Source organism: Sphaerospermopsis sp. FACHB-1194 (assembly GCF_014696235.1).
Lineage (GTDB): Bacteria > Cyanobacteriota > Cyanobacteriia > Cyanobacteriales > Nostocaceae > Sphaerospermopsis > Sphaerospermopsis kisseleviana.
This window is the reverse complement of the sequence record NZ_JACJPU010000003.1, coordinates 206,148-218,958: the sequence shown is the minus strand read 5'-3', so window position 1 is coordinate 218,958 and position 12,811 is coordinate 206,148. Positions and strand designations below refer to the sequence as shown.

Genomic DNA, 12,811 nt, shown 5'->3' with positions numbered 1-12,811 from the left:
TAAACTAGCTAGACATCATGCAAGAATAGCAAACCTGCGACAAGACACTCTTCATAAACTTACTACTTACTTATGCAAAAACCACGCCAAGATAGTAGTAGAAGATTTAAATGTTTCAGGGATGTTGTCAAATCATAAATTAGCTCAAGCAATAGCTGATTGTGGATTTTATGAGTTTAAGCGTCAGCTAGAATATAAAGCTAAAAAATTTGGCTGTGAAATTATAATTGCTGATAGATTTTATCCATCAAGCAAAACCTGTTCTCGTTGTGGGCATAAAAAAGAAAATCTTTCTTTATCCGAAAGAATTTATTGCTGCGAGAACTGCGGTTTTGAGATAGATAGGGATCTAAACGCTGCAATTAATTTATCGCGTCTGGCTAAGGCGTGAAAGTCTACTGAGGGATAACTGCTCCCATGCTCCCGTTGAAGTAGAAAGTAAAGTCTAGTTTTGTCTAGGTTTTATATAGCAGATTGGATCTGACAAAAATAATCCAAAATCTAAAATCCCAAATCCAAAATCCAAAATTAATAACTCCTGACTCTTAAATTAAGTTATGAAAACATAACGTAAAAATCCGTTACCAAAACTGTAACCAGCAAGGATTTATGTATTTTCTATGCGATAGTGAACATCTAACACATCATTAACGTCTAACTAAACAGAAAGCTAGAACAAAAAATGAGGTAGTAGATGAACCGACAAAAATTTAATGTTGTGCAAGAAAATTTTTTACAAAGGCGCTACGGAGTCAGTTTGGGTAGACGCTACGTTTTAGCAGCAGCTAGTATTGTGATGCTGAGTGTATTGGGATATTCAGCAGTAGATAACAATACAAATTTAATCAGTAAATCTTCCCCAAGCAACACTGAATCTCTCTTAGCTGGAGATAATTAGTATCAATTATGATGCTACCTAACTCCTTTTAATAATGTGTACCGGTTTTGCGATGATTAACAGCAGTTACAGTATCCGGTTTGAGTAATTTACCATTATCTACAGTGGCATATACTACCCAATGATCACCACATTCTAGACGTTGGTTAACGGAACATTCTAAATATGCAGCAGCATCAGTCAGGACTGCACAACCATTATCAGCTTCTACCGTTTGGAAATTAGCAAACCTGTCTTCTCCAGGGGCGAAATTTTTACGGAAATGTCTCATGTAGTCTACATGAACACCATCTGGAAGAACATTCAGGACAAACTTACCACCAGGATACATCAATGATTCAACGGCTCTTTCCTTGGCGATCGCCACTGTAATTCCTGGAGGATTAAAGGTAGCTTGAGATACCCACGTTCCCAGCATTGCTGTGGAAACTTCCCCTTGTTTCGCTGCAACTACACATACAGAACCAACTATTCTTCCTACTGCTTGTTCTACAGGGGTTGCAGGTTGTTGTGGTACACGAATTTTTTTCGCTTTTTTCAAACTTTGTGCAAAGTCTGTACCTATTTCTTCGCACATTTTCAGGGTGACTTCATCGGGTTTAAACTTGACTTTCAAAGTGTCAAACCCAAACCGATATCCCCCATCTCGCAGTTTTCCTTCTACCAAGTCTAAAGCTTCTCCACTCCAACCGTAAGAACCAAAGACACCTGCTAATTTACTATTATCACCAATAGCTAAAACAATACCTAAAGCAGTGTGTATGGGTGTGGGAGCATGACCACCGATGGTAGGAGTACCAATAATAAACGCATCTGCCTGTTCTACAGTACCACGAATTTCTCCAGGGGATGCAAATTCGCAATTAATAGATTTTACCGCAACACCACCTTTAGTTAATCCCCAAGCGATCGCCTGTGCTAAAGTGGCAGTGTTACCATAAGCAGAAGCATAAAGTAACGCTACGGAAATTTCCCGATCTTTTTGAGCGCGACTCCATTCAGAATAAGCTTTAGTTAATTCTATCAACCCAGTGCGAATCAATGGACCATGACCTACTGCATACATCCTCACCTGCAAATCAGAAATTTTTTCTAATGCAGCTTCGACATGAGTTGCATGGGGAGCCATCAAACAATTAAAGTAATAACGCTGATCTTCTTTAAAAGCTTCTGAATTATCATCAAAAACTTCATCACCACAGATATGCGACCCAAATAATTTATCAGTATAGAGAATTTGGGTTTGTTGATCATAGGTGCAAAGTGCTTCTGGCCAACGGGGACTAGGAGTAGGTAAGAATTTCAAAACATGACCTTTACCTAAATCTAAAGTTTCTTTCCCCCGCATAATCAAAACTTTAATATCTTGATCTGGGAAAGATGCACGCAAATTATTTGCACCAACCATAGAACAAACAAAAGTAATTTGCGGTGCAAGTTCTAACAGTGCTTTTAAAGTTGGTATACGATTAGGGCTAAAATGACCCAAAATCACATAATCTAACTTTCTCAAATTAACTGTATTCTGCAATGCTGCAAAATAAATATTAGTAAATCCTTCTCCCGGAGGATCAATTAATGCAGTTTTATCGGCTTCTATTAAATAGCAATTTGCGGTAGTTCCTCGACAAAGTGCATATTCAACTTCAAACCTTAGACGTGACCAACTCCTAGCTCTGAGAACTTTGGTATTGGTGGCGATCGGTAAAATTTGTACGTCCCGTGGTTTGGAATCTGTCATAGATTTTTCTTGTGAATAAAAAACTTGAGAAACCCAATTTTTAGCTGAGGTGAAAACGTTAGAAATAGAGTCAGGAAAAGGCATAATATTTATCAAATATTATTCTCATGAAAATATCTGTGTAGGTAATTGATAATTGACAATTGACAATTAATTATCAATTATCAATTATCAATTATCAATTAGTAGTAGTTTCCTACTTTGCGATGACGTACTGCTGTCAGCGCATCTGGTTTGGAAACTTTGCCATCTTCAACAATGCAATATAAAATCCAATGATCGCTACATTCAATTTTGCTGACTACTTCACATTCCATGTATGCAAGTGCATCGGTTAAAATTGGTGAACCGTTTTTAGCAGTTTGAGTTTTCACACCTGCAAATCTATCCGCACCAGGAAGTAAACGTTTGAGGAAGTGTTTTTTCAGGTCTTGATAATTACCTTCTTCTAACACATTGATCACAAAGCGATCGCCTATTTGTAATAAGTTATCAATCGCTCGATCTTTAGCAACAGCAATGGTAAATCCTAATGGTTGAAAACTAGCTTGTGCTACCCAAGAAGCCATCATTGCACCGCTAATTTCACCTTTTTTAGCAGTAACAATATATAATCCGCTGCTAATTCTCCCTAACGCTTTTTCCATGTTCACGTCGAGAGATTTGATTTGTTTGATGTTGCGTTCTCGCACCACCTTTTGTCCCAAATCTGTACCCGCTTCTGTACAAATTTGATAAGTTGCTTCGTTGGGGATTTCTTTAATACGAATTGCGGGAAATGCTTCTTTAATTCCTAAGTCAATAAATTTACGACGTAGAGTATCAATCGGTTCATCATCACCACCATAGCATTCAAATAAACCTACAACTTGTTTATTTTTTGCTACAGCTAATAAAGAACTAATACCAGCTTGTGCTACAATCGAAGAAGTAGGTGGCATTCCAATAATTAAACCTGATGCTCTACCTGCTAATTCTTGAATTTCTTGAAAATCTGCTGTGTGTAAATCAACTACTTCTGAACCCACACCAGCTTTTTGCAAACCATCACCAATTGCATGAGCTAATTGCTCACTATAACCATAACCGGAAACATAAAACAAACCAACAGTAGTTTCTGTTTTCGCTTGTCTTTGACTCCAATTTTGATAATATTCGGTTAAAACATCGAGGTGATGATATAATAATGGTCCGTGTCCATTGGCAATAATTTGAATGTTACCTAGTTCACCCATTCTCTTCATTGCATTCAATAAAGAACGAGCATTGGGACCCATTAAGCAATCATAATAAAACCGAAAATCAGCTTCAATTGCTTCTAAATCTTCGTCAAAGGTGCGATGATCACAAAAGTGCATCCCAAACGCATCACAAGTATAAAGAATTTGGGTTTTGCGATCAAAACTGAAAATTGTATCAGGCCAGTGTAAATTTGGCGCACTGACAAATTCTATTTCATGTCCTTGACCAATATTTATGCGATCGCCACTTTTAACAATTCTTTTGGAAAAAGGATCATGTACCAAACCTTCTAAAAATTGCAATGCTACTTTAGAAGCTAAAACAGTTGCTCTTGGTGCTAATTGTAATACATCTTCTACCAAACCACTATGATCTGGTTCTGTATGACTGACAATTATATAATCAATTGTTTTCGGATTAACTAAACCTTTGAGAGTGTCTAAATATAATTGACGAAACTTCTGATGAGAAGTATCAATTAAAACTGTTTGTTCACCCCTAATTAAATAAGAATTATAGGTTGTACCGTTTTGCAATCCAAATTCAATATCAAAGCGATCCCGATCCCAATCAAGAGAGCGTATCGCTGTTGTATTAGGAGCAATTTCTACAGTTTGTATAGTTAACCTTGGTTCAACTTTCTCTGATATTGCTACCATGATTTGTATCCGATTCTAAATAATATTCTTTTCTCCCCACCATTTTCTTCCTAAAATCTTTTTAAAGCTGTAATTAAGAATATATTTTGTAAAATTAAAGTGGTATCAAACAATGCTATTTTTCAGCATATTTTTTGACACGAAAATCTACTATAGTTATAGCCATCAACATAATATCAACAGAATTATGTAGGGGTTTAGCAATGCTAAACCCCTACAATATTAAGGGAAAATTTTGTGAGTATCTGTTAGTTTATTTTAGGAAAACAGTAACTAGAACACCGATTCATTAAATCGTAAGGGCGAAGCATTCGGACAGAATATGAACTGGTTTCAGCGATAGGTTATCACCCGAATGCTTCGCCCCTACAAGAAACAGAAAAAATTTTTAACACCCACTTACTTAGGGTTTGCTGAATAAACCTAAAACCTTGATGTATCAAAGGTTAGAGGCTGATAAACACAGAAATTAGTGCAAGGGTTTTGAAGGGTATACCGGAAAAAGTGTGCATTTTTGGGGATTTCAAGAGATGGCAAAGAAATTTTCAAATCTCCTCCTGACTCCTGACTCCTGACTCCTGACTCCTATGCCCTCACGGAAAGACTTTCTCAGCAACCCCTAACTAGAACACCGATTCATTAATCGTAAGGGCGAAGCATTCGGACAGAATATGAACTGGTTTCAGCGATAGGTTATCACCCGAATGCTTCGCCCCTACAAGAAACAGAAAAAATTTTTAACACCCACTTACTTAAACCTCAAAAACAAAATCCACTTACATTTTGATATGTAAGTGGACTTGTTAATTATTTTAAGTGGAGCTTATGGGAATTGAACCCATGTCCAAATTGGGTATTTACCCCCCGCTCATTCACAGGTTTAGCCTTTCTGACCCTCAAGGCGGGAATCGTTCATTGTCCCGAACGTAGGATGCTCTGATTTAGTCTTAGCCAGCAAGCCAACCAGAGAACGCTTACTGGAGCATCCGTTGGGGTTAGGTCTCTAGTCCTTAACGGAGTCAAACCAGAGACGCTCGGACCTATAAGAGGCTATTAGGCAGCAACTAGGGCTTCCTTACGAGCAAAGCTTACGATATTGTTCGCATTTACTTTTTGTTTGAGCCTTTGATTTGCGAGAGGAGACTCACTCTCGACCTGAATCACAGAGCAGCTTTCGCCAACCTGTCGAAACCGTTAAAGCCCCATGCGCTTTATATTTCTATTATAGTATGCCGTTTTGGAATTGTGTTGGGTTGATCAAAAAAATTTTCTTGTCTTTGGGTATTGGTTATTGGGCATTGGGTTATTAACTTCCCCCTGCTTCCTGCCTCCTGCCTCCTGCCTACTGCCTCCTGCCTCCTAACTTCTGCCTCCTGCCTCCTGCCTACTGCCTCCTGCCTCCTAACTTCTGCCTCCTGCTTCCTGTCTCCTGCCTCCTGCCTCCTAACTTCTGCCTCCTGCCTACTGCCTCCTGCCTCCTAACTTCTGCCTCCTGCCTACTGACTCCTGCCTCCTGCCTCCTGCCTCCTGCCTCAAGAGGGCAACCACAGGGGGTTTGCCCCTACTGCCTCCTGCTGTAAACAATAAAGTCAAACAAATAATGCGCCATTTCTAACTTAGAACAAGAGGGAATTTCTATTTCTCTTCCTTCTTTATCTAAAAATACCGCTTGATTATGATCACTCCCAAAACCACTGCCAATTTTATCAATAGGGTTGGCTACAATTGCATCTAATTTCTTTCTCTGTAATTTCTCTTTCGCAGGTGTGATAATATCCCCGGTTTGTGCTGCAAAACCGATTAATAATTGCTGGGGTTGTTTAATTTTCCCTAATTCAGCAACTATATCGGGTACTGGTGTAAGGGGTAAATTTTCGGGAAGCGATCGCTTAGGTAATTTCTCTAAACTATAATCTCTCGGTTTCACATCCGCAACCGCCGCAGACATGACTATTATATCTGCATTTCCTAACTGTTCTAACATTACTTGCTGCATTTGATCCGCACTCACTACGGAAATTGCTTTAACTCCTAAAGGTGCATCCCAACTCCTTGGACAATGTACTAATGTTACCTTTGCACCTCTATGCAATGCTGCCTGTGCTAATGCTAATCCCATTTTACCCGTGGAAGGATTGCCTATAAACCGCACCGGATCTAAATATTCTCTCGTTCCCCCAGCACTGATTAAAACACGCTTCCCGCTTAAATCTCTTTTTCCTTGGGTATGCAATAAAGATTGAATATAAACAAATATTTCTTCTGGTTCGGCCATTCTTCCTGCACCGATGCGATCGCACGCTAACAACCCAGAACCAGTTTGCATACCATAAAATCTTTTATCTGTCAATAGTTGCTGCCAATTTCTTTGTACTGCTACCTGTTCCCACATATCCGTATTCATAGCGGGTGCTAATAAAACGGGACAAGTAGAAGCCAAGACAGTATTTGTTAATAAATTATCTGCCATCCCATAAGCTAACTTAGCTAAAGTATTAGCAGTTAAAGGCGCAATCACAATTAAATCCGCCCATTCTCCCAATTCGATATGTAGGGGTCGAGAATAAACAGGTTGCCAAAAATGCTCATCAGTATAAGCTTGATGACGGGATAAAGTTGCAAAAGTCAAAGGTTTGATAAATTCTTGAGCGGAATTTGTGAGAATTACTCGCACTTCTACCCCAGATTTAAACAAACTAGAAACCAATTCACAAACTTTATAAGCTGCAATACCGCCGCATATAGCAACAATAACTTTTTTGGATTTGGGATTTATAAATGATGGCATTATCTCTTTATTTTATTTAATACTTCTTTAGGGACTTGATCTTCAGGAATTGGAAATCCATGATAGGTTGGATAACCTTGTTCATCAAAGGTATTGTCTGAATGAAACACATAAAATTGATCTGTTTCTTTATGAAATCCATAACGTTTTTCACTATTTTCATTACTATTACATACAGAACTATTTAACACTTTTTGAGCTTCTTGATCTTTTAAATTCATAGGTGTAGCATTTTTCCAATATCCTGAAGGATCATGTTTAGAATGAAGTTTATAACGAGGACATATTTTGATAGCTTGGGTAATTTGAGTTAAATTCTTGACAGTTCTATTTTCTAAATCATTTGTACCTTCTTGAAATTTAACTTCAATGTTTTCTGTAATAAAATCAGGGTTATTTTGTAAACTAATTAATATTCCTGGAAGTTTAACAGCACCAGCTAATGAACTTGAAGAAACATCTTGTTTTTGATAGTGACATTTACAATCATTGAAAAAATCCTGTACATCTATAAAGGGTCCCTTACTTAAAAGTCTCAGTAGAATCATAGCGATTTTTTGTTGTTCAGAATTTTTTGAATTTTTATTCTGAAAAATCCATTGACTAACAGTTAACTCAGAGGATAGTTGTTGAGAAGAAAAACTACTATGAGTTTGAATCGGATCACCATTTTGAATAACACTTATTTCTGTAATAATTTGAAAAATATGTTTCATTAATTCATCAGCTTCATAATTATTAGATGCTTGTCCAATAAAAGAAAGCTCATTAATCAAAAAGTGCATTTATATTAGACCTCATTTATAGTAAATCCATTAAATCTTTTTCAGCTTGATCGAAAAAACCATCAGGCCATTTATCAATCCCTCCATCTGGATAAATTCGAGGAGTAATAATTTCTGTTGTTGGTTGTCCTTTTTTTAAATATCTTTCAAAGTAGTTAATTTGCACTTTATCAGCCTCAAGTTTATTATGTCTTACTGCTTTACGAATACCATTGAGAACATGATCGCTATGAGTTTCTAATATTATTTGAATACTACAACTTGCTGCTAAGGCAATTAATTCTCCCATCTTAGATTGTCCTCTAGGATGAAGATGAGCTTCTGGATTTTCTAATAAAATCAATGTATCTGAGGCAGCAGATAATATAGCGACAATAATTGGTAAAGTATAGGTAATTCCAAACCCTACATTAGTTGAACGATAGGAATTATTATCTTCATAGGAATATTGTAAATTTACTAAATCCATTGCTGAATGTAGCTCTATATCAATTCTTGTTCCAGGACTAATTTCTCCTAACCAGGCTTCAACTTGACTTTTTAAAATATCAGACTGTGCTAATGGATGCGATAGTTGACTATGGGGAATTTTTTTATATTCATTTATGGATAGGAAATGGGGAGTAAATTCTCCTTGACTTCCAATCTGTTGATGTTGTCTAACTTTAAAATCAGACATTTGGAAATAATTTCTAGGTGCGATTCTTTCTGCTTTTAAGTAATGAAAGTTATCATTAAAAAGTCCTGAATTATAAATTGCTGCATCTGCAACTGACAATGGAGATATTTGCATTATATCTGATTGACGATCACAATCAAAAATCCAAGTACCTTGAATATTATTATTTATACCAACTTCAAATGTGATTGAATCTTCTTTAGCTCGTTTAAAAAGTACATCTTTTCCTGTACCTATAGATACTAAATCACCGTTTAATGCCAGACCTATATCATCTAATAAATCTTGTTGATAGGATTGACGTAACAGTAATAGAGATTGCAATACAGACGATTTACCAGTGCTATTTAAACCCGCCAGTAGAGTTAATGGCTTTAAAGAAAAAGACTGATTTTCAAATGGTTTAAAATTTTTTAAAGTTAAAGAACTTAGCATGATAAAACCTCTTGAACTATTTGATTAATTTTTTCAAAACGATATTTAACTTTACTAGATGCTTGAGATATAGATTTCAAAAAATCAGGATCATTTTCCATTTTTTGTTTAAATTTATCATTCAGAGTTTCTTTATGATTGATTAACTTTTCAATTTCTTGAGCAGTTAACTTGCTTAAAGTAACTGACCACAATTCAAACAGAGATTTATTAACTGGGGACTTTTGAGATTTACGAAAAGCCCTATTTCCAAAAATATTATAAGCTGCTTTCATAGCTATAATCAACTTATTCTCTATTTCTTGGATTAAATTATCTTCTATTGTATTTAATTTTTTCATTGCTTCATTTAAAAAATAAGTGTGACCTTTATTTTCGGGATAATCTTGATAGTTTGTTAAAGTAAAAGCAATAAAATATAGTATAAGTTCATGATCTTCGAGGCGTTCATTTTTCTTTTTAGTTAAATTTATTACTCTTTTAAATTCTGGTAAATTAGCTAATTTCTTCAGAATTTGTATCGGTTTACCTGGATTCATTGCTTGGCGCAATTCCTGGCCATTAAGAGGTAATCCACCAGTATTAATTCTTTGAAAAATATTATATTTTACTTCATCAGGAGTTCCAGGTTCAATTAAACATACTGTTAATTCTGTTTCTTCTATTCTTCTTTGATAAGCACGAGGTAAATCATTATATTTCTTGTTTTCTAAATCTTTAAGAAATTGTAATTCAGTTAATGTAAGTTCTTGATCAATAATAAATTTTTTAAATGTATTAATTCTTTGTAAACCATCTATTACTAACCACTTATCATCATTAGTAGCATCTATATAAAATATGGGAATAGGAATCCGAATTAACAGAGATTCAATTAAACGACTTTTGGCTTTAGGTGTCCAAATATCAGATTGTCGGTAAAATTCAGTATCTAAATCAATTTCATCATGCTTGATTCTTCTTAGTAGTACATCCATTGTCATTGGTTTAGTTTTAACCCTAATTTTAGTAGGATCAAATGGTTCTAAATTTTCATCACCATCATCTTGTTCAAAATTAGAATCGTCATCTAATTCATTTTCTTGATCTAGTAATTCCATCTGTTGATTATTTGTGATCATTATGACAACCGTTCCTAATTAATTAGATACAAAAAACTGTATATCATTCTCTAATGATACCAAATAATTCATCTACACAAATCATTTAGGTGTTGACTGATATCATGGCTCGCTTGGCATAAGCCTGTATTATTATTGCATCTATTTGTATGGATCTGTTTGAATCATGTAGTGATTATTTGCATAAAATGATTTATATAAGGGTTTAGTAAGGCCAAACCCTTACAGAATTCTGAATTGTTAGATAAAATCTCTATGCTTCGTCGTAGGGTTCTAAATCTAATAGGTAGATATAAGGCTCAACTAATTCTGGACGCTGAAAGGCGATCGCTCGCAGTAAATGCCAATCATTTAAACCCTCAAAAGCATTGCTATAATTATCCAATTCCAGACGAGTAGCCAAATCTTTTACATCTGTTGCTGTCATAGCAGCAATTTCTTTTCTGGAAACGCTTAGAGTTGTCATAATGCTTGCCCCTCCCTTTTGCAGCACTCGCATTCAGCCGTAGGTGGAGTTGAGCTAAATGAGCTAAAATATCCCACCCAATCTATATTACTAATTAGTGGGCATGAAATTTGTAAATATTTAGCTGATTTTTCTCCTCAATTGTAAAAAATTGATAACTTAACCATCCGCAATTGTCTTGATCACAAATTTTCGCAATACCTGCAGCATTTCTAAATTAATTTCATGTCCCATCACAAATTCATGATATTCGACTACCACTCCTAATGCTTCTGCCACTGCCTTAGCTTTGGTAGCAGCTGACAATGGTACAACTTGATCCTGTGTGCCGTGCATAATTAATGTGGGTGGAAAATTGCCTTTTTGTAAGTTAGCAAGTTGAGGATGTGGATACCCACTCATGACAACTAAACCAGCCAAGGGTAAAGTTAAACCTACATCCAACGTCATGGCACCACCTTGAGAAAACCCACTCAAAACGGTGCGAGACAAAGGCACTCCTGTCATGCTTTCTAAAGACTGCAACCAATCTATCAGTAATTGACGACTTGCTTCTAATCCCTGATACATAGTTTCCTCCTGCAAGTCATACCACGCCCTACCAACTGGGGAATAGGGATAGGGATAAGGGGCATTGGGAAACAAAAATTCACAATCAGGTAAATTGAAATAAGAGGATAAAGATTCTACATCTTGGGCATTTGCACCCCACCCGTGTAACGTGACGATGAGGGCGGCTGGTTTTTGCTTTGTTTTTGGCGAAATTCTAATGAAATCTAAAATCATGATCAATTATGTTGTTAGTTATTTAGTTAGGGCTGGTAATTGGTAATTGCTAAAAACTCTTAACTGTCCCCAGTCCCCAGTCCCCAGTCACCAGTCCCCAGTCCCCAGTCCCCAGTCCCCAGTCCCCAGTCCCCAGTCCCCAGTCCCCAGTCCCCAGTCCCCAATATTTACCAATTTCTCCATCCTCCCTTGGGTGCGGTTTCAGTTTCTCCTTTAAAACCGTGATTTTGCATAAGTATATGGTATTCCGTACTACTTGCCCATCGATCAATTTCCCTGGCTCGCAATACGGGTACTGGGTGGCTTAACTGGGCAGTGCGGGCTTCTTTCACCATTACACCCAGTTCCGTGTTACTGATGTCATCATAAGCATGGGCTTGGGCAACAAAAGCATCAAGATTTAATTGAGGTGCTAAGGTGGGAGAACCACCAGCTAACTTCATTAACACAGACATGACAACTTTGGGGTTTTGGGTAGCTAACAAAGCAGCGCGATCGCAAGTAAACTCTGCACAACGTACCCATTCTAATAACTGTGCTTGTAATGTTTGAGCTAAAACCGCACCCACATTAGGTAAAATTGCAGCTGCTAAAATGAGTAAGTTCACAGGTGTTAAATAAACACTATGATCGCATTTGAGATGTCCTAACTCATGGGCAATAACCGCTTGTATTTCTTCTGGTGTGAGCATATCAATTAAAGAAGTATGCAACACCACAAATGGCTGTTTACCCCGCATGGCAAAAGTATAAGCATTAGGAGCGGGATGTTGACGCACGTATAGTTGAGGTGGTTCAATATCTAAAATATTGCAAGCGTCTAATAATAAATTGTGTAAATACGGTAATTGTTTTTCACCCACCAAGACACTAGCAGCAATATTTTCTACATAAAAAACCTGTTCTGCCATTGGACCTAGCCAATTTCTGACCATCATATCTATACCAGGAATTTGCTTGAGAGTTTTTGTAGCTTCCAAGTCTAGAGGATGACGGAATGAGTCAGCTTTTAAACCAATTAGAGCAGTTTTAACTAAAGACATAATGATGGCAATCAATAAAAAATATTATTCCCACAGATAGTATAGCGATTAGGATAGCGATTTCAGACCCGTGATAAAACCCAATACTTGTGGGTACAGGCGATCGCCTCAAACTCACTCCTGGGAGTACGGGTAACCACGGCGGTTTGCCCCTACGACTGTATCTAA

Annotated in this window: 13 protein-coding genes and 1 other RNA gene; 3 read left to right on the top strand and 11 right to left on the bottom strand. The window is 36.8% G+C overall.

Annotation, left to right across the window (positions count from 1 at the left end):
• Nucleotides 1–391 (top strand): RNA-guided endonuclease TnpB family protein (locus H6F45_RS03470; RefSeq protein ID WP_190346460.1); only part of this gene is annotated, 391 nt, incomplete at its 5' end.
• Nucleotides 392–694: 303 nt separating this feature from the next.
• Complete coding sequence (locus H6F45_RS03465) at nt 695–898, top strand: proteinase inhibitor I4 serpin (RefSeq protein WP_096564985.1); 204 nt, start codon at nt 695–697, stop codon at nt 896–898.
• Nucleotides 899–926: 28 nt separating this feature from the next.
• Here H6F45_RS03465 and H6F45_RS03460 read toward each other — a convergent pair whose 3' ends face one another.
• The 10 genes from H6F45_RS03460 to H6F45_RS03420 form a co-directional block, all read right to left on the bottom strand.
• The gene (locus H6F45_RS03460; protein ID WP_096572529.1) at nt 927–2,639 is read right to left on the bottom strand and encodes a diflavin flavoprotein; all 1,713 of its coding nucleotides are present in this window, start codon (nt 2,637–2,639) and stop codon (nt 927–929) included.
• Nucleotides 2,640–2,821: 182 nt separating this feature from the next.
• Nucleotides 2,822–4,540 (bottom strand): diflavin flavoprotein, encoded by a 1,719-nt coding sequence (locus H6F45_RS03455; protein ID WP_137668904.1) that lies wholly within the window; start codon nt 4,538–4,540, stop codon nt 2,822–2,824.
• Between the two features lie 814 nt (nt 4,541–5,354).
• Nucleotides 5,355–5,744, bottom strand: a transfer-messenger RNA (tmRNA) gene (gene ssrA, locus H6F45_RS03450).
• A 257-nt stretch (nt 5,745–6,001) separates the two neighbouring features.
• A complete protein-coding gene (locus H6F45_RS26875) occupies nt 6,002–6,133 on the bottom strand; it encodes a hypothetical protein (RefSeq protein ID WP_277876951.1) in 132 nt (43 codons plus the stop codon).
• On the bottom strand, nt 6,102–7,328 hold the full coding sequence (gene coaBC / locus H6F45_RS03445; RefSeq protein WP_190346459.1) for a bifunctional phosphopantothenoylcysteine decarboxylase/phosphopantothenate--cysteine ligase CoaBC: 1,227 nt from the start codon (nt 7,326–7,328) through the stop codon (nt 6,102–6,104). The genes H6F45_RS26875 and coaBC overlap by 32 nt, the downstream gene beginning before the upstream one ends.
• Nucleotides 7,328–8,113, bottom strand: coding sequence for a hypothetical protein (locus tag H6F45_RS03440; RefSeq protein WP_190346458.1), 786 nt, complete (start codon nt 8,111–8,113; stop codon nt 7,328–7,330). Before H6F45_RS03440 ends, coaBC begins: the two co-directional genes overlap by 1 nt.
• Nucleotides 8,114–8,129: 16 nt before the next feature.
• Nucleotides 8,130–9,227: a DUF3696 domain-containing protein gene (locus tag H6F45_RS03435; RefSeq protein WP_190346457.1), complete on the bottom strand. Its 1,098-nt coding sequence runs from the start codon at nt 9,225–9,227 to the stop codon at nt 8,130–8,132.
• Complete coding sequence (locus H6F45_RS03430; RefSeq protein ID WP_190346456.1) at nt 9,221–10,348, bottom strand: DUF262 domain-containing protein; 1,128 nt, start codon at nt 10,346–10,348, stop codon at nt 9,221–9,223. The genes H6F45_RS03435 and H6F45_RS03430 overlap by 7 nt, the downstream gene beginning before the upstream one ends.
• A 253-nt stretch (nt 10,349–10,601) precedes the next feature.
• A complete protein-coding gene (locus tag H6F45_RS03425; protein ID WP_096564997.1) occupies nt 10,602–10,814 on the bottom strand; it encodes a DUF2555 domain-containing protein in 213 nt (70 codons plus the stop codon).
• Between the two features lie 159 nt (nt 10,815–10,973).
• The gene (locus H6F45_RS03420) at nt 10,974–11,600 is read right to left on the bottom strand and encodes an alpha/beta hydrolase (RefSeq protein WP_190346455.1); all 627 of its coding nucleotides are present in this window, start codon (nt 11,598–11,600) and stop codon (nt 10,974–10,976) included.
• Nucleotides 11,601–11,646: 46 nt separating this feature from the next.
• Here H6F45_RS03420 and H6F45_RS03415 point away from each other — a divergent pair, with 46 nt between their 5' ends.
• Nucleotides 11,647–11,817 carry a hypothetical protein gene (locus H6F45_RS03415; protein ID WP_190346454.1) on the top strand — a complete coding sequence of 57 codons (171 nt, stop codon included), beginning with the start codon at nt 11,647–11,649 and terminating at the stop codon, nt 11,815–11,817.
• Here the strand turns inward: H6F45_RS03415 and H6F45_RS03410 are convergent.
• Complete coding sequence (locus tag H6F45_RS03410; protein WP_190346453.1) at nt 11,768–12,643, bottom strand: M48 family metallopeptidase; 876 nt, start codon at nt 12,641–12,643, stop codon at nt 11,768–11,770. The two genes, H6F45_RS03415 and H6F45_RS03410, sit on opposite strands and share 50 nt — an antisense overlap.
• Nucleotides 12,644–12,811: the final 168 nt, after the last annotated feature.